Annotated in this window: 19 protein-coding genes; 5 read left to right on the top strand and 14 right to left on the bottom strand. The window is 65.9% G+C overall.

What is annotated here, in order from left to right:
• Window positions 1–121: 121 nt before the first annotated feature.
• Entirely contained in the window at window positions 122–1,660 is a 1,539-nt protein-coding gene (gene ubiD, locus BLR29_RS04590; RefSeq protein WP_092134905.1) for a 4-hydroxy-3-polyprenylbenzoate decarboxylase, read from the bottom strand.
• Window positions 1,661–2,302: 642 nt separating this feature from the next.
• On the opposite strand from ubiD, the gene BLR29_RS04585 reads away from it, so the two are divergent.
• Complete coding sequence (locus BLR29_RS04585) at window positions 2,303–3,364, top strand: lytic transglycosylase domain-containing protein (protein WP_092134903.1); 1,062 nt, start codon at window positions 2,303–2,305, stop codon at window positions 3,362–3,364.
• Between the two features lie 169 nt (window positions 3,365–3,533).
• Here BLR29_RS04585 and BLR29_RS04580 read toward each other — a convergent pair whose 3' ends face one another.
• From BLR29_RS04580 to ribBA, 4 genes are all read right to left on the bottom strand, one after another.
• Complete coding sequence (locus BLR29_RS04580; RefSeq protein WP_092134902.1) at window positions 3,534–4,715, bottom strand: pyridoxal phosphate-dependent aminotransferase; 1,182 nt, start codon at window positions 4,713–4,715, stop codon at window positions 3,534–3,536.
• Between the two features lie 144 nt (window positions 4,716–4,859).
• Entirely contained in the window at window positions 4,860–5,375 is a 516-nt protein-coding gene (gene nusB / locus BLR29_RS04575) for a transcription antitermination factor NusB (RefSeq protein WP_092134900.1), read from the bottom strand.
• Window positions 5,375–5,875, bottom strand: coding sequence for a 6,7-dimethyl-8-ribityllumazine synthase (ribH, locus tag BLR29_RS04570; protein WP_092134899.1), 501 nt, complete (start codon window positions 5,873–5,875; stop codon window positions 5,375–5,377). Before ribH ends, nusB begins: the two co-directional genes overlap by 1 nt.
• Before the next feature lie 70 nt (window positions 5,876–5,945).
• Window positions 5,946–7,061, bottom strand: coding sequence for a bifunctional 3,4-dihydroxy-2-butanone-4-phosphate synthase/GTP cyclohydrolase II (gene ribBA / locus BLR29_RS04565; RefSeq protein ID WP_092135471.1), 1,116 nt, complete (start codon window positions 7,059–7,061; stop codon window positions 5,946–5,948).
• Window positions 7,062–7,452: 391 nt separating this feature from the next.
• Between ribBA and BLR29_RS04560 the strand changes: the two genes are divergently transcribed.
• The 3 genes from BLR29_RS04560 to BLR29_RS04550 are packed head-to-tail and all read left to right on the top strand — an operon-like array spanning window position 7,453 to window position 11,018.
• The gene (locus BLR29_RS04560; protein WP_092134897.1) at window positions 7,453–8,637 is read left to right on the top strand and encodes a lipid-transfer protein; all 1,185 of its coding nucleotides are present in this window, start codon (window positions 7,453–7,455) and stop codon (window positions 8,635–8,637) included.
• 14 nt (window positions 8,638–8,651) lie between these two features.
• A complete protein-coding gene (locus tag BLR29_RS04555) occupies window positions 8,652–9,692 on the top strand; it encodes a CaiB/BaiF CoA transferase family protein (RefSeq protein ID WP_092134896.1) in 1,041 nt (346 codons plus the stop codon).
• A gap of 48 nt (window positions 9,693–9,740) precedes the next feature.
• A complete protein-coding gene (locus tag BLR29_RS04550; protein ID WP_092134894.1) occupies window positions 9,741–11,018 on the top strand; it encodes a serine hydrolase domain-containing protein in 1,278 nt (425 codons plus the stop codon).
• Window positions 11,019–11,067: 49 nt separating this feature from the next.
• On the opposite strand, the gene cynS is transcribed toward BLR29_RS04550, so the two are convergent.
• Window positions 11,068–11,538, bottom strand: coding sequence for a cyanase (gene cynS, locus BLR29_RS04545; protein WP_092134893.1), 471 nt, complete (start codon window positions 11,536–11,538; stop codon window positions 11,068–11,070).
• A gap of 72 nt (window positions 11,539–11,610) precedes the next feature.
• A complete protein-coding gene (locus tag BLR29_RS04540; protein WP_092134891.1) occupies window positions 11,611–12,270 on the bottom strand; it encodes a carbonic anhydrase in 660 nt (219 codons plus the stop codon).
• Window positions 12,271–12,463: 193 nt separating this feature from the next.
• Between BLR29_RS04540 and BLR29_RS04535 the strand changes: the two genes are divergently transcribed.
• Entirely contained in the window at window positions 12,464–12,643 is a 180-nt protein-coding gene (locus tag BLR29_RS04535) for a type 2 periplasmic-binding domain-containing protein (protein ID WP_143018414.1), read from the top strand.
• Between the two features lie 219 nt (window positions 12,644–12,862).
• Here the strand turns inward: BLR29_RS04535 and BLR29_RS04530 are convergent, their stop codons facing one another.
• From BLR29_RS04530 to BLR29_RS04500, 7 genes are all read right to left on the bottom strand, one after another.
• The gene (locus BLR29_RS04530; RefSeq protein WP_092134887.1) at window positions 12,863–13,495 is read right to left on the bottom strand and encodes a riboflavin synthase; all 633 of its coding nucleotides are present in this window, start codon (window positions 13,493–13,495) and stop codon (window positions 12,863–12,865) included.
• Between the two features lie 36 nt (window positions 13,496–13,531).
• Window positions 13,532–14,653 (bottom strand): bifunctional diaminohydroxyphosphoribosylaminopyrimidine deaminase/5-amino-6-(5-phosphoribosylamino)uracil reductase RibD, encoded by a 1,122-nt coding sequence (ribD, locus tag BLR29_RS04525; protein ID WP_092134886.1) that lies wholly within the window; start codon window positions 14,651–14,653, stop codon window positions 13,532–13,534.
• Window positions 14,654–14,692: 39 nt separating this feature from the next.
• A complete protein-coding gene (locus BLR29_RS04520; protein ID WP_092134884.1) occupies window positions 14,693–15,235 on the bottom strand; it encodes a GspH/FimT family pseudopilin in 543 nt (180 codons plus the stop codon).
• A gap of 1 nt (window position 15,236) precedes the next feature.
• Entirely contained in the window at window positions 15,237–15,686 is a 450-nt protein-coding gene (locus BLR29_RS04515) for a type IV pilin protein (protein ID WP_255371113.1), read from the bottom strand.
• Between the two features lie 65 nt (window positions 15,687–15,751).
• Window positions 15,752–17,611: a pilus assembly protein gene (locus tag BLR29_RS04510; protein ID WP_092134881.1), complete on the bottom strand. Its 1,860-nt coding sequence runs from the start codon at window positions 17,609–17,611 to the stop codon at window positions 15,752–15,754.
• Entirely contained in the window at window positions 17,608–18,141 is a 534-nt protein-coding gene (locus tag BLR29_RS04505) for a pilus assembly PilX family protein (protein WP_255371086.1), read from the bottom strand. Before BLR29_RS04505 ends, BLR29_RS04510 begins: the two co-directional genes overlap by 4 nt.
• Before the next feature lie 35 nt (window positions 18,142–18,176).
• Window positions 18,177–19,064, bottom strand: coding sequence for a PilW family protein (locus BLR29_RS04500; protein WP_369804552.1), 888 nt, complete (start codon window positions 19,062–19,064; stop codon window positions 18,177–18,179).
• Window positions 19,065–19,679: the final 615 nt, after the last annotated feature.

Genomic DNA, 19,679 nt, shown 5'->3' with positions numbered 1-19,679 from the left:
CGCGGGCGTTGGCGGGTCCGGCCGGCGTGGCCGGGGCGGTCGTGGTGGTCGCGGTGGTCGGTGCGGCCCGAGGCTTCCTTGCCGCCTCAGTGCCGCCCGGCCATCATACCGGCCTGCGGCGTCACTTGCCGGCCGGACGATCGAACAGGGTCTCCCAGAGGCCGTCCACGCGAGCCTTCACCGCCGCGTCCATGGTGATGGTACGGCCCCATTCGCGCGTGGTTTCGCCGGGCCACTTGTCGGTGGCGTCGATCCCCATCTTCGATCCGAGACCGGATACCGGCGAGGCGAAGTCGAGGTAGTCGATCGGCGTGTTGTCGACCAGGACGGTGTCCCGGCTGGGGTCGACGCGCGTGGTGATCGCCCAGATGACTTCCTTCCAGTCACGCACGTCCACATCGTCATCCACCACGACGATGAACTTCGTGTACATGAACTGGCGCAGGAAGCTCCAGACGCCGAACATCACGCGCTTGGCATGGCCGGCGTACTGCTTCTTCATGCGTACCACGGCCATGCGGTAGCTGCAGCCTTCCGGCGGCAGGTAGAAGTCCGTGATTTCGGGAAACTGCTTCTGCAGCAGCGGCACGAAGACCTCGTTCAGCGCCACGCCCAGCACGGCGGGTTCGTCGGGCGGCTTGCCGGTATAGGTGGAGTGATAGATCGGGTCGCGCCGCATGGTGATGCGGTCGATCGTGAAGACCGGGAACCAGTCCTGCTCGTTGTAGTAGCCGGTGTGATCGCCGAATGGGCCTTCGAGCGCGTGCTGGTAGCCGGAGGGGTGGTCCGGGTCGGGCTGGATATGTCCTTCCAGGACGATTTCCGCGGACGCCGGCACGGACAGCTCGGAAAGCGTCGGTGTGATGCAGCCGGCCAGGGCGGTGCGGCTGCCGCGCAGCAGGCCGGCGAACTGGTATTCGGACAGCGTGTCGGGCACCGGCGTCACGGCGCCGAGGATCGTGGCCGGGTCCGCGCCCAGCGCCACGGCGATCGGAAACGGCTGGCCCGGGTTGGCCAATGCGTGCTCGCGGAAGTCCAGCGCGCCGCCGCGATGGGTCAGCCAGCGCATGATGACCTGGTTGCGGCCGATGACCTGCTGTCGATAGATGCCCAGGTTCTGGCGCTTCTTGTGCGGGCCCTTCGTGACGACGAGACCCCATGTGATCAGCGGTGCCGCGTCGCCGGGCCAGCAGGTCTGGATCGGCAGCCGCGCCAGGTCGACGTCATTGCCTTCCCAGACGATCTCCTGGCAGGCCGGGCTGCTGACGCGCTTTGGCGCCATGTCCCATACGGACTTGACGAGGGTAAAGAGCTTGCCGGCCTCGCGCAGGCCGCGCGGCGGCTCCGGCTCCTTCAGCGCCGACAGCACGCGGCCGATGTCGCGCAGGTCCTCCATCGACTCCGCCCCCATGCCCATCGCCACCCTCTGTGTCGTCCCGAACAGATTGGCGAGGACGGGCACCTTATAGATAGTGTCAGTCGCGGGTCCGCCTGGTTCCTTGCGTGGTTGCTCGAACAGGACCGCCGGGCCGTTGGCGCGCAGGAGGCGGTCGCAAATCTCGGTCATCTCCAGGTTTGGAGATACCGGCGTGGCAATGCGTTTGAGCTCACCGAGCCCTTCCAGTTGGCCGATGAAATCGCGCAAGTCTTTGTATTGCATAGTGAAATCGATTGGAAATGTGGCGTCGCGCCAATCCGGGGAGAGTCGCTGGGATGTGTGTGACGATACACACGCAGCCTCATCGGCGCAAAAAAATCGTGCCTGACTGCATCTGGAAATTGTAAATATTCCGCGCTTCCGGAGGGGTGGCCCACAGGGCGGGAGCCTAGGCAGGCGCTACGATTCGGGGGTCCGACGTGACCCGGACAGTACGTAAATGCCCTTGTTACATATTTCTAAAAGTAGTTAATAGCAAATTCTTAATGCTTGACGGGTTATAAAAGGGTTCCTACAATCCGTTCTGCTCTGTGGGATGTTGCGTCGCAGCATGTCTTTTTGCCCTCTGTCAAGAGGGATTGCAGAAAAAAGACGTGGATGCCAATCCCCACATGACCATCATCAAGCGGCCCGCAAGACGGGCCCGATACGTGGTCCTCTGGCGAGAGCCGGAGTGTAGTGAGTCTTAGTGGCAGGGTGCGTTTCCCCAAGAGCGTACCCTGTTTCTCGTTGGGCGCATGGGGAGCGCCCGCCAACAGATGCTGGACACCCCTGCTAGGTGGCGCAGCATCCTTACTTGAGTACGTTGAAATCGGGCAAGCGCAGTTGTCGGGCGCGCGCGGCGAGCAGCGGATGGAGGTAAGTATGAGCGGTTGGAAAACCCTTCATCTTCCCGGAGTCGGGCGGGCATTGCAGGTCCGCTTCAGACAACCGGTTCCCGGTGTGAGCCGCGCGCTTCAGATGCGCCTGGCCCATCCGGTTGCGGGCCGCGCCTTGCTGCGTGGTGGCCGCACAACCTTGAAATACACCCTGAACAGTCTCGGGGTCCTGTCGGTGGCCGCAGCGGTCACCCTGACCGTCAGCCAGCAATGGCGGACATCGCTCGCCGGAGTACTGGCCGGCAAGGAAGCGCCGGCCGTGCTGATGGACGCCGCCATGCCTGCTGCCCATGCCAGCAGCGGCGTGCCGCCGTTCTCGGCCGATGTGGCGGCCGCGCGTCTGAACCACGGCACCTCGGGCTTGCCCACGGTGTCTGGCGTGGATGAGTGGGGCGGTTCGTCCGCCGGCAAGGTGCCGTCGGTCGCGCACCTCGCCGCACAGATTCCGGTCCAGCGCGTGGCGCTGGATGCCCGCAACACGGCTGCCCTGGGCTCCGCCCGTGAGCAGGCCGCCGTGGCCGACTACATCGCCCGCAAGTACCGCGTGGCGGCGCAGGCCACCACGCAACTCGTGAAGGCGGCCTACATGACTGGCCGCGAGGTTGGCATCGATCCGCTGCTGATCCTGGGCGTGATCGCCATCGAGTCCAGCTTCAACCCCTACGCGGAAAGCGGTGTGGGTGCGCAAGGGCTGATGCAGGTCATGACCAAGGTCCACCAAGACAAGTACGAGGCCGTGGGCGGCGTGGCCGCCGCACTGAACCCGTATGCCAACATCAAGATCGGCGCGCTGGTCCTCAAGGATTGCATTGCGCGTGCTGGCTCGATCGAGGGTGGCCTGAAGTACTACGTAGGCGCCACGACCAACACGGACGGCGGCTACGGCGCCAAGGTCCTGGCCGAGCGTGCCCGCCTGCGTCAGTTGCTGGGCCTGCCCGCCGTGGAGGCAGCGAACAAGGCGACTGCTGCCGATGGCAAGACCCAGGCCGAGCATCGCCAGGGTACGGAGAAGCTGGAAGCGGCCGGAAACACGGCACAGGCTGCCTGATAGCGGCTGCCTGATCGCGGCTATCCTGATAGCGGCACCGATCGGCACCGATCGGCACCGATCGGCACCGATCGGCACCGTCAGCGCCCATGCAAAAGAGCACCCCTCGGGGTGCTCTTTGCGTTTGTGCGTTCGGGCGTTTGTGTGAGACGCGTGTTTCGATCGGCGATCAGCGGAGGAAATGGTGGAGCCGCTGCATTGCCTCCTCGATGTTTTCCATCGCCGTCGCGTAGGAGATCCGCATATAGTCGCGCGCCGTATGCGGGCCGAAGTCCGTGCCCGGCACCATCACCACGCCCGCATCGTGAAGGATCGCCTGCGTCAGCCGGTCCGCATCGCCGGCGAACGGGTGATTCACGTGACGACAGTCGGCATAAACATAGAAGGCACCATCCGGCTTGACCGGCACGCGCAGGCCAAGCGCCTCCAGCGCGGGCACGATGGCGTCGCGCCGGCGGCGGAATTCCGCTTTGCGCTCGTCGTAGATCGCCAGGGCTTCCGGCGTGAAGCAGGCCAGCGCGGCATGCTGGGCCACGGCGGAAGCACAGATGAACAGGTTCTGCGCCACCTTCTCGAATGCCGGCACCAGCGCGTCCGGCACCACCAGCCACCCCAGCCGCCAGCCGGTCATGTTGAAGTACTTGGAGAAGCTGTTGACGGTCACGACGTTGTCGTCGAGAGAAAGTGCTGACACCGGTGGCGCGTCATACGACAGCCCCTGGTAGATCTCGTCGAGGATGGCAAATCCGTTGCGCCGGCGGACTTCGGCCAGGATCGCCTTGAGCTCGTCCGGCAGGATCGACGTACCGGTCGGGTTGGACGGCGAAGCCAGCAGCACGCCGCGCGTATCCGGGCCCCAGTTGGCGGACACCTGGGCGGCCGTCAGCTGAAAGCGCTCGGCGGGCCCGCTCGGGATCATCCTGGCGCGCCCATCGAATGCCGCCACGAAATGGCGATTGCATGGGTAGCTCGGGTCCGGCATGAGGACTTCGGCGCCGATTTCCACCAGCACGGCGCAGGCCAGCAGCAGGGCGCCAGACGCCCCGGCGGTGACGATCACGCGGCGCGCGGGGATGTCGATCCCGTAGGCCGTCTTGTAGTAGCCGGCAATCGCCTCGCGCAGCGCGTGGATGCCGAGCGCGCCCGTGTACTGCGTCACGCCGCGCCGCATGGCGGCTTCCGCTGCGTGGATGACCGGCGCGGCGGCCGTGAAGTCCGGCTCGCCAATACCCATATGGATGATGTGGCGCCCGGCGCGTTCGAGTTCGGCAGCCTGCTTGGCCAGCTCCATCACGTGGAAGGCGTCGATGTTGGCAAGGCGGGAGGCGGTAGCAAGGCGCTGGAGGTCCATGGCAGTCAGATCTGGGCCATCAAGAGGGTTGGGCGTGGCCCGGTTGGGTCACGCAAAAACAAAAACACCCGCCGGGGCGGGTGTCATGCCGGCAACCGGCGTCACGCGGCGACGCCGGTCGGCGGATGCATCTGCCGGTTCGCGTCAGCGACGGGCGGCGACTTCCGGGGCGCGCACCTGGGCGGCCAGCTTGTCGAGCACGCCGTTGACGTACTTGTAGCCTTCCACGCCGCCAAAGGTCTTGGTCAGCTCGACGGCTTCGTTGATCACGACCTTGTACGGAATGTCCAGGCAGTGCACGAGCTCGAAGCTACCCACCAGCAGCGCGGCACGCTCCACCGGGGACAGTTCGTTCACGGTGCGATCCAGGAAGGGTTCGAACGCAGCCGTCAGGCGGGCTTCCTCGCGCACGGCGCCATTCAGCAACGCGTCGAAGTGCTCGCGGTCGGCCTTGTTGAAGCCTTGTGCGTCATGCAGGTGGGCCTGGATCGCGCCGATGTCGTTGCGATTCAGCAGCCACTGGTACAGGCCCTGCAAGGCCAACTCGCGAGACCGGCGGCGCGCGCTCTTGGGCGGGGCCTTCGGCTCGGTACGGGGCTTGGCGCCGGCCGGCTTGCCGCCAGCGTCACCCGTGTCGCCCGTGTCGGTGGCGTCACTCATCATTCTTCCTCATCTTCATCGTCACCTTCCTGGCCGCGCAGCGAATCCAGCGCGACGACCAGGTTGGCCATTTCCACCGCCGCGCGGGCGCAGTCGCGGCCCTTCTCGCGGGTGCGGGCATGGGCCTGCGCGTCCGTGTCCACGGTCAGGATGCCGTTGGCGATCGGCACGTTGAAATCCAGGCTCACACGGCTGATGCCGGCGCCGGACTCGTTCGAGACCAGCTCGAAGTGATAGGTTTCGCCACGCACCACCGCGCCGAGCGCGACCAGCGCGTCGAACTGGCCGCTCTCGGCCATTTTCTGCAGCGCCAGCGGGATTTCCAGCGCGCCCGGGACCGTCACCACGAGCGTGTCTTCGCCTTCCACGCCAAGTTTTTCCAGCTCGGCCACGCAGGCCTCGCGCAGCTCGTCGCAGACGGGCTCGTTGAAGCGTCCCTGCACGATGCCGATGCGCAGGCCTTCACCTTCGAGGTTGCTGGGGTAGAAGCCGTGATCCATTGTCATTTCTCCAGTTGTTCGGGGAGGCAGTCCGGGGCACCCGGGCTGCCTGTTGTGTTCAGTCGCGCATTCAGTCGCAGTTCGATTCGCCATCCATCGGCTGGCAGCCGGTGACCTCGAGGTCGTAGCCGGTCATGCTGGGCATCTTCTGCGGAGACCCCAGCACGCGCATCTTGCCCACGCCGATGTCGCGCAGGATCTGGGCGCCCATGCCGTACGTGCGCAGGTCCGGCTTGCGGCGCGGACGGCTTTGCGGCGCGTCCAGCGCGGCGAATTGCGAGAACAGCTGATCGGCCGAATCGCCGCAGTTCAGCAGCACCATCACGCCTTGCTCGGCGCCGTGCAGCACTTCCAGCGCGGCCGGCACGCTCCACGAGTGCGTGGTGCGCGACGATTCCAGCAAGTCCAGCACCGACAGGGGCTCGTGCACGCGGACCAGCGTCTCGCGATCCGGGCGCGGCTGGCCCTTGACCAGCGCCAGGTGGGCGCGGCCCGTGGGCTTGTCGCGATACACCACGCTGTGGAACGTGCCCCACGGCGTCTGCATGTCGCGCTCGCCCACGCGTTCGATGATGCTTTCGGTGCGGCTGCGATAGTGAATCAGGTCCGCGATGGTGCCGATCTTGAGGTTGTGCTCGCGCGCGAACTCGATCAGGTCCGGCAGGCGTGCCATCGTGCCGTCGTCCTTCATGATTTCGCAGATCACGGAGGCAGGCGTCAGGCCAGCCAGGGTGCCGAGGTCGCAGCCGGCCTCGGTATGGCCCGCGCGGATCAGCACGCCGCCGGGCTGTGCCGTCAGCGGGAAGATATGGCCCGGTTGGACCAGGTCGGTGGCCTTGGCGTCACGGGCCACGGCAGCCTGCACGGTACGCGCGCGGTCGGCTGCGGAGATGCCGGTGGTCACGCCTTCGGCCGCCTCGATCGACACCGTGAAGTTGGTGCCATGCACGGTGCCGTTGCGGGACACCATCGGGTACAGCTCGAGCTGGCGGCAACGCTCGGCGGTCAGCGTCAGGCAGATCAGGCCACGGCCGTACTTGGCCATGAAATTGATGGCTTCCGGCGTCACGAAGTCGGCCGCCAGCACCAGGTCGCCCTCGTTCTCGCGGTCTTCCTCGTCGACGAGGATGACCATGCGGCCGGCACGAATGTCGGCAATGATGTCTTCAGTACGGGCGATAGTCATGGCTGGGGCGACGATTGACGAATTTTGGAAAGGGCGGATGGCGCGATCGGCGGGCAGGGCCGGCGGCAGGTGAAGCAAAGCCGGCGAAATCAAGGCCGCTATTGTACGCCAAGCGACCGAGTTCCGGCCCGCCAGCCTCGGGGAGTGGGCGGGGACCACGATCGATGTGTGGTGCTTTATAGGGCACTTGTTGGTTTGGATCGCCGGGCATGTGACTGGTACGCTTACCATAGCGAAAACGTGTCTCTCGCAGACGCGACAACAACAATCCAGGAGATCCCCCCTATGCCGGTGCCAGTCGTGCCCACGCGCGCATCCGTGCCGTCCGTGCCAGCACCGGGCAGGCGGCTCCCGTTCACGCCCCTCCCATCCAGATCCTCAGGAGTCCGCGATGCATCGTGATGTGCTTGTGGCCGGCGTCGGCATGATCCCTTTCAGCAAGCCGGGGGCGCATGCGCCTTATCCGGAGATGGCGGCAGTGGCGACACGCGCCGCGCTGGCGGATGCCGGCATCGGCTATGACGACGTGCAACAGGCCTACGTTGGCTATGTCTACGGCGATTCCACCGCTGGCCAGCGCGCCCTGTACGACGTCGGCATGACTGGCATTCCAATCGTCAACGTCAACAACAATTGCTCGACCGGTTCCACGGCGTTGTTCCTGGCTCGCCAGGCGGTTGCCAGCGGCGCGGCAGACTGTGTGCTGGCGCTCGGGTTCGAGCACATGAGCCCGGGCGCGCTGGGCGAGGTGTTCAGGGATCGGCCGAGCCCGTTCGAGCGCTTCGAGAACGCCGCGTCCGACCTGGTGGGCGACGTGGATGTGCCGCTGGCCCTGCGCTACTTCGGTGGCGCGGGACTGGCGCACATGCGCGAATTCGGCACGCAGTTGTCTACCTTCGCCAGGATCCGCGCCAAGGCCAGCCGGCACGCGGCGAACAACCCGCTGGCGCTGTTCCGCACACCGGTGACGGAGGACGAGGTGATGAACGCGCCGGTGCTATGGCCGGGCGTGATGACGCGGCTGATGGCGTGCCCGCCGACGTGCGGCGCCGCGGCGGCCGTGATCTGTTCGCCCGCGTTTGCCGATCGCCATGGCTTGCGGGCGCCGGTCCGCATCCGCGCGCAGGCGATGACCACGGATCGCCCCGCGACGTTCGAGGCGCGCGACATGCGCGAGGTGGTGGGATTCGGCATGGCGCGTGACGCCGCGCGGCAAGTGTATGAAGCGGCCGGCATCGGGCCGGAAGACCTGGACGTGATCGAGTTGCACGATTGCTTCGCCCAGAACGAGTTGATCACCTATGAGGCGCTGGGCCTGTGCCCGGTGGGCGGCGCGGAGCAGTTTATCTGCGATGGCGACAACACCTACGGAGGCAAGTTCGTGACAAATCCCTCGGGCGGTCTGCTTAGCAAGGGGCATCCGTTGGGCGCCACGGGACTGGCCCAGTGCTTCGAGTTGACTCATCAGTTGCGCGGGACGGCGGACAAGCGCCAGGTGGAAGGCGCACGGCTGGCGCTGCAGCACAACCTGGGTCTCGGCGGCGCCTGCGTCGTCACGCTGTACGAACGCCTGTGAAGGAGCCAGTTGCCATGACGCCGCCACTGCAGGGAATCCGCATCGTCGAATTCGAAGGGCTCGGCCCCGGGCCGCTGGCCGGCCGGATGCTGGCCGACATGGGCGCCGAGGTCATCGTGATCTCCCGCCGGCAAAAAACTGCCGTGGCCGAAACGCTGGGCGGGAACAAGGACAGCCCGCTGCGCCGCGGCAAGACGATCGTGCCGCTGGACCTGAAGCAGGAAGGTGGACTTGCCGAGGCGAAGGCGCTTGTCGCCAGTGCAGATGCGCTGATCGAAGGCAATCGCCCCGGTGTGATGGAGCGGCTTGGCCTCGGCCCGGCCGACTGTGCCGCGCTGAACCCGAAGCTGGTGTACGGCCGCATGACGGGCTGGGGCCAGACCGGGCCGCTGGCCCAGACAGCCGGACACGACCTGAACTACGTGGCGCTGACGGGCATGTTGTCGCTGTCCGCGCGGCCGGGCGAGCCGCCCATCATTCCGCCGACGGTGGTGGGCGATGCAGGCGGCGCGCTGGGCCTGGCCTTCGGCATCGCTTGCGCCTTGCTCGACGCGCGGACGAGCGGCCGGGGCCGCGTGGTGGACGGCGCGATCGTGGATATGGTGGCGATGCTCGGCAGCATCGCGCTATGGGTGCGCAACAACGGCCAGCTCGACGGCCCCACGCCGAGCCCGTTCCACCAGTCGCCGTTCTATGACGTGTATGCGTGCGCCGACGGCGGTTTCATCACGATCGGCGCGCTCGAGCCGCAGTTCTATGCGTTGCTGCTGGAGAAGCTGGGCATGGACGATGTCGATCCGACCGCGCAATACGATCATGCGACGTGGCCAGCCTTGAAGCAGCGCTTTACGGCGCTGTTCGGGAGCCAGCCGCGCGCGCATTGGGATGCATTGCTGGCCGGCGCGGATGTCTGCTATGCGCCGGTGCTCAGCATTGCCGAGGCGGTAGCGCATCCGCACAACGTGGCGCGCGGCATCTTTACTGCGCAGACCGACGGGTCGCTCGACGCGGCGGCGGCGCCGAGGTTCGAGTCGACACCCGCATCCCGGGCCTGAACTTCCTTTCCCTGAACTCTTCTCCCTGAATCGACACGATCCCCTGCCATGAATGACTCGCGCGCATTTGCACGGATGCTTCTTCTGGTAACGGCTTCGGTTGCTGTTTCTGTCGCCGCATTGTTTGCCGCGCCGGCCCGCGCGGCCCCGGACGAGGACAAGCTTGGCAAGGCGCGGGGATATCCCGTGGGCAGCCTCCAGACTTACTTCTTCGACGAGTCGGTGCGCGTGGGATCGTTCTCGGCGCAGGCCGAGATCCCCGGCATCAGGATGCATGAGCTTGCCGCGAGCGCGGCGCCCATGCCGTTGCCGCACAGCGCTAGCGAACCAGATATTCGCTGGGACGTGGACCAGCTCAGACGGCTGACGGTGGACGACTATTTGTCCCGACAACGCATCATGGGGCTGCTGATCATCAAGGACGGTGTGATACAGGTCGAGCGATACCAGTACGACCGCAAGCCGTCGCAGCGCTTCCTGTCCCAATCGATGGCCAAGTCGATCACGTCACTGGCCATCGGCTATGCGTTGCAGGAGGGCAAGATCGCATCGCTGGATGACAACGCGGAGCGCTATGACCTGCAGCTCTCGGGGACGCTGTACGGCGGCACCTCGATCCGCAATCTCCTTCGGATGGCTTCCGGCGCACGCTTTACCGAGAACTACGATGGCCACGACGACGCCGCACGATTCAGCGCGGCTGTCGCTCGCCATGGCGTGGAGGCGGCAGCGAGACTCATCACCGAGCGGGAAGTGCCGCAAGGCACCCGCTTCTCCTATTCCGGAGCCCAGACCGATGTGCTGGCAGCCGTACTGCGTGGTGCCACGGGAATGTCGCTCAGCGAGTACCTGACCACCCGGCTGTGGCAGGCCGTGGGCGCCGAGACGACAGCACTGTGGCGCGTGGACCCGACCGGGCTGGAGATTGCCGCGGGGAATTTCAATGCAACGCTGCGCGACTATGGCCGCCTTGGGATCGTCCTGGCCAATGACGGGGTGCGACCCGACGACCCGCAGCGCAAGGCCGTCATCCCGCGCGACTATCTGCTGGAAGCCACGGACTGGCATCGTTTTCCGGAAGCCTTCCAGCCTCGCAAGGCGACGCCGTACTTTGGATATGGCTACCAGTTCTGGGTCTACCCGGGGGAGACGCGGCGCTTTGCCCTGCTTGGCGTGTACGGGCAGATGATCCTGGTCGACCCGGAACTCAAGCTCGTGATGGTGCAGACGGCAGCGAATGCCACCGCGAAGGCGGGACAGACCACGCTGGCTCGGGAAGCGGATGCATTCTGGCGTGGTGTGGTGCGGTACTACGGCAACTGGTAGCTGGCCGCGCGCCACCGCTGGCCTGCCGGCGGCGCGGAGAACCATGAGCTCAGAACGGCTTGGTGGGGAGGTACTTGCCGTCCAGGGTGATGACGGCACGCTCACCGCCCTCGGGGTCAGGCACTTTCTTGATGTCGAGCTTGAAGTTGATGGCGCTGATGATGCCGTCGCCAAACATTTCGTGTACCAGCGCCTTCAACGTGGACCCGTAGATCTGCACCATTTCATAGAAGCGATAGATGGTGGGGTCGGTGGGAACGCCTCCCGGGATGCTGCCGCGCACTGGAATGGTCTGCAGCAGTCGGGTCGCCTCTTCGTCCAGTCCGAGCTTGTCAGCAACGACGTGCGCCGCATCCGCGGGGAGAGGATGTTGGCCCAGGAGCGCCGCGGTGACGAAGGCCAGGCTCAGGCCCGTTCCCTCATTGATTTGTGCAAACGACAGGTCTTTACGGACTTTGGCGTCGAGAATGATGTCGGACAGTGCCAGGCGCGGAACCGGGCTGTATTGGGATTGCGTCATGATGAAATTCCTGTGTAAGTCGTGGATGGACGAGGTTGAAGCGAACTGCAGGGTGAGGCAGGGGTGGCGCGGTCAGGCGGCCTGCGCGAGTGGGTGGGAAGCAGGGGCTACCTGGGAGTGATCCGCCAGCGGCTGAAAACGCTTGCCGGCACTGTCGAGCGCATCGATCCGGCCGGTGCCGATGTCATATACCCAGCCGTGCAAGGTCAGCTTGCCTTGCTCGATGGCGCGGGCAACGGAAGGGTGGGTCTTGATGTTGGCGAGCTGCGCGATGACGTTCTCGCGGACCATGCCGTCCACGCGGTCCCTGACGGAGCTGTGTTCGTGGCCTTCATTGACGGCGCGCGCGGCGTCGGCGTGCCTGAGCCAGCCTGCGACTGCCGGCATGTGGTCCAGGCACTTGCAGGTGGCCACCGCGGTCATGGCGCCACAGTCGGAGTGCCCGCAGACCACGATGTCCGTGACGCCGAGGCCGGCTACGGCGTATTCGACAGTGGCCGATACACCGCCTGCCTGGGTGCCGTGGGCCGGAACAATGTTGCCCGCATTGCGAATCACGAACAGGTCACCCGGCTCGCGCTGCGTGAGCAACTCCGGCACGACACGGCTATCGGAGCAGGCAATGAACAGCGTGCTTGGATTCTGGCGAGTGGCCAGCCGCTGGAATAGTTCGGAACGTTGCGGGTAGGCGTCGCGCTGGAACTTGAGTACGCCGTCGATAATGTCTTTCATCCAGTGCTCCTTTGTCTTGTGTCGCGAGTCGATGGAAGAAGCATGGACGGACTTGCCCGGCGGGTCCAAGACCGGTTCGTTATCCTTTTCATAGCTACCGCAAATAGTTCGGAGTCATGCCTTTGCGCCACATCCGCGATTTCCTGGCGGTTGCCGAGGCCATTAATTTCGCCTCGAAATGCCGCAGGAGCAGATGGAGCTCTTGCCCTTGTTGGGCGAAGATGAAATCGAACTTGGGATTGACTCGCACGAAGTGCGATTGCCGGAGATCGACGCGCTGCCGCTATTGCGTGAGGAGATGGCGCTTGTGGCGGGGGCCGTCCGGAATCTCCGCGGACAGGAGCAGGAAGATGGAAGCTGCAATACCGGGTGAGCTGCCCTTGGCGTTGCTCACGCGCGAACTTGCCACCAGGTGTGATGCGAAGTGGGGGACGTCGGGAAGGCGTGGACCAGATGGCCTGACCTGATGGAACCGCCGAATGACATATGCCTGCGCGGGAGGCGCAGGCATATCGTCAAGAACCCGTCTCGATGTGCGGGCTGGCGGTAGCTCCCGCCAGCTATCGGTGGACGGTGAGGGGCTGAAGTTCGCTTAAATCGACGGCTGGGCCGCGTCGGCGGATGCCGACAGCATCCGCTCTACGTACCGCGCGATCAGGTCGATCTCCAGGTTCACGCGCGCGCCAGCCTTCAGTTCGTTGAGCGTGGTGACTTCCACGGTGTGGGGGATCAGGTTGATCGAGAATACGCAGCCGTCAGCTTCGTCGCTGACGCTGTTGACTGTCAGCGACACGCCATTCACCACCACGGAACCCTTGTAGGCCAGAAAGCGGCCCAGTTCACGCGGCGCACGGATGCGCAGTTCATGTGATTCGCCTACCGGCGCGAATCGCACCACCTCGCCCAGCCCATCGACGTGCCCCGACACCAGATGACCGCCAAGTCGATCCGCCAGCCGCAGCGCCTTTTCGAGGTTGACGCGTCCGGCCTTGTCGAGGCCAGCAGTCTTGTCCAGCGACTCGCGTGAGACATCCACGTCAAAATGGCCGGCACCCATCGCCACGACGGTCATGCAGGCGCCCTGAATGGCGATGCTGTCGCCGATGATCACATCGGTCAGGTCCAGGTCGCCGGCCGCGACGCGCAGGCGCATGCCTGCGTTGGCGTCGCCCAGCGGGGAGACGGATTCGATACGGCCAACGGCCGCCACAATGCCAGTGAACATGCTTGCCTCGTATTTCGGATGTTGTTCCAGATAACGTCAATGCTTGCTGTTGCCGCGGCGGGCAATCAGCCGGAGGTCGTCGCCAATCTGGCGCACCTCGTGCCAATGAAATGTCGCCGCGTCCTCGAGTCTGGCGAGCGGCGGCAGGTTGAACATGCCTTGCGCATCGCCGAGCAGCCTCGGTGCCAGGTAGATCAGCAACTCGTCCGCACAGCCTTCGCGGATCAGGGAGCCGTTGAGCTTGAAGCCGGCTTCCACATGCAGTTCGTTGATGCCGCGCTTGCCCAGTTCCTCCAGCATACGGCGCAATTCCACCTTGCCGTGCGGGTTGGGCAGGATCACGACCTCGACGCCGCGTGCTTCGAGCGCGCGCTGGCGGGCCTTGTCCTCGACCGCGCCGAACACCAGTACGGGTTTGGCGAAGTCGCCGGTGTCCCGATGCAGGATCTGGGCATCGAGAGGGACTTCCAGCCGGGAGTCCACCAGCACGCGCTGCGGCTGGCGGGGTGTGGGAATGGCACGCACCGTGAGTGCCGGATTGTCGTCGCGCACGGTGCCGATGCCGGTCAGGATGGCGCAGGCCCGTGCGCGCCAGGCATGGCCATCGTCGCGGGCAGCCTGGCCAGTGATCCACTGGCTGGTGCCGTCGTGCAGCGCGGTGCCGCCGTCAAGGGACGCGGCCACTTTCACCCGAACCCACGGCAGGCCGCGGGTCATGCGCGAGACGAAGCCGATGTTCAGGTCGCGCGCCTCTTTTTCCAGCAGGCCACAGCGCACGTCGATGCCCGCATCGCGCAGGCGTTGCAGACCCCGGCCGGATACTGACGGATTGGGATCTTCCATGGCCGCCACGACGCGGGCAATGCCGGCGCGCGCCAGCGCATCGGCACAGGGCGGCGTACGGCCGAAGTGGCTGCAGGGTTCCAGCGTGACGTAGGCCGTGGCGCCGGCGGGATCATGCCCGCGCGCAATGGCGTCCTTCATCGCCTGGATCTCGGCGTGATCCTGTCCGGCGGGTTGCGTGTAGCCCTGGCCGATCACCTGTCCGTCCTTCATGAGCACGCAGCCAACGCGTGGGTTGGGCGTGGTCGTGAACATGCCACGCGCGGCGAGCGCGAGGGCCTGTTCCATGGCAGTGTGATCGGCGTCGGAAAACATGGGCGTGGCGATTTGGGCCGTAAGGTGAGGGGGGTGCGGTCAGTCGCAGTCGACATCGGTGCCGGGGCGGCAAATCCGGATGCGCCCCTGGGCGCCAAGCCTGACTTGCCGCTGCGCACCGTGGCAGCGCACCTGGAACGTGGCAGCGAAAAACCCGCCCTGTTCAGAGCGAGAGTATCCCACAGCTGTCAGTCTGAGCGTCGGCGGGCCTGCGGCCCCCCCGGTGCCGCGCAGGCTGATATGCAGGCAGGGTTGGTCCAGGGTGACGACAGCGAATGGGGGCGCCGCGAGATCACCGGGTGCGGATGGTCCGGGCGCCTCGACGAGCTGCCAGCCGCGGTCGAAGCTCTCGGCCCCGGTGGGCGGCTGCAACAGGACTTCCACGCGCCGGCTGGCGGCGGTGGTGCGCGCCAGTGCCAGGGAGCCGGCCAGCCGGTCCGCAGCATGGGAAACCGTATAGACCGCCAGGGCATCGCGCAACAACGGCCATGCCGTGCCGGTCAGGATGGCAGCCACGGCAAGCGCCACCAGCAACTCCGGGAGCGCAATGCCACGAGGGAATGTGTCAGCTTGTGCCGTCATTTCAGCACTCCGGGGGCAGATGAACGGGCTCACCACCACTGGCGGGCAGGGAAAGCCACTCGCCGTTACTGCGCAGCACCAGCGAGCCGCAGCGCAGGTCGGGCGAAACCGGCGTCGCGCGAACCTCCACGCATCGGGAAAGTTCCACCCCTGCGCAACTGGTGGCCGTCAGCCAGTGGCGCGGCGTAGCTGGAGGCGGCGGAACGGGCCTGGGCCAGTGTCCGGCAGGCGTCGAATTGTCTGACGCGCTGGCGAATGTCAACGCAGCCAACGCATGTTGTTCCAGCGCCAGCATCGTCGCGACGAGTTCCGCTCGTGCCTGCATGCGCGACCCGCGCTGCAGGTGCTGCTGCCACGCTGGCAGGGCAGCCAGCGTCAGCACGGCGGCAATGGCGAGTGACACCATCAATTCAATCAGGCTGAAGCCGCAGGCTGGGCCGAGATAACCCAGGACGTAATCTGGACAATGAGTCGGGCAACGGGGCCGACGACGGGTCGGACAATGAATGCGATGCATCACAGCGGTGTCCGGATCAGTTCGCGCCAGCCAAGACGTCCGCGTCGGCGGGTCATGCGTGCCTGCTGAAGGAGATGCGAGCTGTCGCCATCGAGTCGCCAGACAGAGACCTCGTAGATATCGAGTCGCCCGACGCCGGGTGATGTGTCCGGTCCTTGCGAGACACGCGACAGCGTGACGACAGGCATTCCCTGACCATGGTCGAACGGCAGACCAGTGATCGCATGCGAAGGTGAGCCGTCCTGCGCGGCGACGATGACGGATTCCCCGGTGGTGGCATCGATCAGATAGCTTCGGGCGCGGCCGTCCGGCGTGCGTGTGGTGAACGCGAGGTGGACGGGACTAGCCATCTGCAATTCGGCGACTTGCTCGTCGGGGTGAGGCAAGCCCAGCGTCCAACCGGATTCATCGGCGGAAGCACGACGTGCGGGCCCGCGCAGAACAACCCCTTCTCCAGCCAGCAGCGCGTCAATCTGGCGCGGCGCGCCGGAGGCCGACTGCTGATCCGGAATCGCGGACAGCTCGCCGCCGGAGCCATACACCACCAGTGGCCCTGAGGCCGTGACGACAACGATCGGAGGTTCGTCGCCCGCGCCCGTCGCCGAACGTTGCCGATAGAGGCACGTCGCACGGGGAGTCGAAGGGTCGCTCTGCGATGCGCCGAGTGCAAATCGCCAGAGTCGGCCGGTGTTGTCAGAGGCATATGCGGCGCGGGCTTCGCCACTGCCATCGCTGTGGACAGTGGCCGCCAGCAATCGGGCCGAGGCCGTCCCCGCGCCGCAGCCGGTGTCGGGCAGCCACATCCGACGGACATTGCCAGATGGCGCCCACGCGGAAGCAGGGCGATCCAGCGGCAACAAGGCGAGCCCCGCCGGGGTGCCGGAGTCAGCGGGCGCGAGCACGGCCACCGCCGCCCAGCGCCGGACGCCATGCTCGATCCACATGGCGGCGCGCAGCGGACCGCTGCCGGTGAGCGGCAGTGCGTCACTGGCGGCGACTTCCCATATCAGGCCAATCGGCGATATGGCATCGGGTTCCGACACGTCGAGCACAAAGAGCGCGGCATGCTTGTCTTCATTCCGGGGGTTATCGTCACGCTTGCCGTCGTCTTTCCCGCCGCTCTTGGCGGGCGACGGAATGCCACACAGCAGGAGCGTGCGCCATTGGCCGTTGATGTCCGCATCCACACTGTCCGGCCACGGGCACGGGGGAGCAGGAACCGGTGTGCCGGGGGCGGAGAATGCTGCCGCCTTTGCTAGCAAGGCGCGAGGCAGGTATCCCGCGAATTCGTGTCCGGTGACGGCATCGAAGCCATGCACAATGCCATCGCGTGTGCCGAGCCACACCATCGTCGGACGCGTCGCATGCCGGTTGCGGAAGCCCGTATGGCCGGGCTGCATCGGTAGCCAGGCCGGAGGGGCGACGACGCGAACGCGCGCGCCGCTGCCGCCGGCCATACGGGTATCGCGCGGGCGCATCGTGGGGTCGGACTGGGCCCCGCGCAACCAGGCCAGACGAGCCTTACCGCGCCCATCCATATCGAGCTTCTCGCGTGCATCGTCATCCAGACTTGGCCATTGCAACGCCGACAGACTCGCGCCGCCCAGGTACAGCCGGCGCGTGCCGGGATCGCGCCGGTCGAGGAGCGCTCCTGCTTCCCACAAGTCCAGCACGGCACGCTGGTTGTGGAACGCTGCGGTACGGAAACCGAATGCATGGAGTCGCCCGGTCCATGGGTAAGTGCCTGAGGTGACCCGATAACCAAGCGGCAATTGGCCAGACGCCGCTTGAGCGGTGGCCAATATGCCGAAGCACACCATGAAGGCTGCCGGGAGCGATGCCCGCTTGATGTGTCTCATGGCTGGAACTCCGTCTGCAGCAGTGTGCGCACATCGGGGTCGCGACCGACACCGAGCGCGGTGATACGAAAGCGCGGCCACGCTGCGGCATCCGGGATTGCGGTTACCTGTTTGTCGACGACTTCGATCACATAGCGCGGAGGCGTCGACGCGCCGGCGACCGCGCCGGTGAACACAGGCATGCGTGCGCCCGTGAACGTACCCGACACGATGGCCGGAACCGCATCAAGGTGTGCGCCCTCAAGCCACGGTTGCCATACCGGGGCACTGGCGTTGCTTCGACAGATGCCGCGCTGTGCACCGACGCCGCATTCGCCGGGAGCCGGCCAGGTTGCAAACCGGTCACCATGGGCGACCGTTGCGGCGATCAGGTCGGTTTCCGCGTCGTGCAGCGCGACGTCCGCAGCGCGAAAGGCGATTTCCCGATCCAGTTGCTGACTGGCCAGCTGGCGCCCCGCGAACAGGAAATGCATCGCCGCCACGCAGACGCTGCCGGTGAGCAACAGGATGGTGGCAACCGTCGCCAGCATTGCGGCGCCGGACGAACGAGAGTTCGATCGAGTGTTCAACATACCGCCTCCCGGCAAGGCGATGGATTACGCAACCGCACGGTGGTGGCAAATACGCGTCTGCGCAGTTCGGGCCGTGTGGTTGGCAAGAAAGTCTGATCGTGGTCGTTGTCGCCGTCGTTCAGCCCCGGAAGAAGGCGTAGTGACCTGGGCGAATCGCGCAACTGGGTCGGTCGCTCTCCCAGTACGACCAGCGCAACCTGTATGGTCCGAACCCGGTGCCAGTCTGCGTGACGGTGAGCAGCGAAGTGGCTGGCGCGCAAGAACGTATCGACCTTGCCGTCACCATCGGCGTCGATGCCATAGCGGAATTGCAGCGTCTCGATGCCCCTGATCAGCGTTCCGGATGTGTAGGTTGTGGCTTGCACATGGCCGCCCTGCCGGCGCGGATAGCGGCACAGCAGTTGCGGTACGCCGTCGCTGCCCATGCCGACATATAGCAGGTTGGTTGCGGCATGGTGAGGCATCGGCGCGTCACCATGCTCGGTCGCCTCAGCCGCTCTGGCCGGCAATGCATAGCCGCTGCAGTCGGTCGTGGTGCCGTCAGCCAGCGTCGGATCGTGCGCTGCGCCGCTGCCTGAAAAGCGGACAAGCAGTGCGTCGCTGCGATTCACGCCTGCGCGACCGCAGGCGGGGAGGGTGGCAATGGCGGGCTGCCCGCAGTCATCGTGCCCCTCAACAGGGGGCGTCGGCGGGGGATGCCCGGATGCCAGCGAAAGCTGTGCGGGGATCCAGCCAGCCTGACGCACCAATTGCGCAATGACATCCAGCGCGCGATGTCCACGCTCTTCCATCAGGATGCTGTCCGCGACCGCTGCGTAGGCATTCCGGACGACGAGGAAACAAGCGCCGGCCGCCAGCGATGCCACGATGGCGAGCGCCATGCCGACCATCATGCCGGTCAGCGTAAAGCCGCACGCGCGAGTCCTGGTCCTCATGGCTTCACCCACAGCGCGATGTATGCCGTGGCGAGGGACATGCCCGGGGCCCTCTGTGTCGTACTGCGGATTGGCCCGGCGAGTGCGATGCGCGCGCCCGGCGCGCAGTGTGGCGGATGTTCTCCGGAGGCGGCATCCACCGCATCGCAAAGGCGGGCATGCTGCCCATCGCCGTTCACCATTGGCGATGAGTCGGACGCTGTCTCAGCTCGCTCCGCCGCCAGTCGTGTCGCGAGAGTCAGGCTTTCCTGCTCGCCAACCCAACGTAGCCAGGCCGGACCGAGCATCGCGAGTGGCAGCGCGCCAAGCCCGACAAGGGCCACGCACAGCAAGGATTCGAACAGGACGTAACCGAATTCACCGGCGACTGGCCGGAGGCGGTTCCGGCTTCGGCATGGAGAGAGGCAGGGGAGAGGAGGACGCAGCGGCGTTGTGGGCATGGCGCATCGGTTCTGAGGGAACGGATGACCACGATAGCCGCGTATCAGGCGCTAAAACTTGTCCGGGTGTGGAGGCGGTGAATCAGTTTGTTTCTGAGGTGGAGCGGACCGCGTGCTTTCG

Source organism: Cupriavidus sp. YR651, assembly GCF_900101625.1.
GTDB lineage: Bacteria > Pseudomonadota > Gammaproteobacteria > Burkholderiales > Burkholderiaceae > Cupriavidus.
Note: the sequence above shows the minus strand (reverse complement) of the source record. Positions and strands in the feature narration are given on the sequence as shown.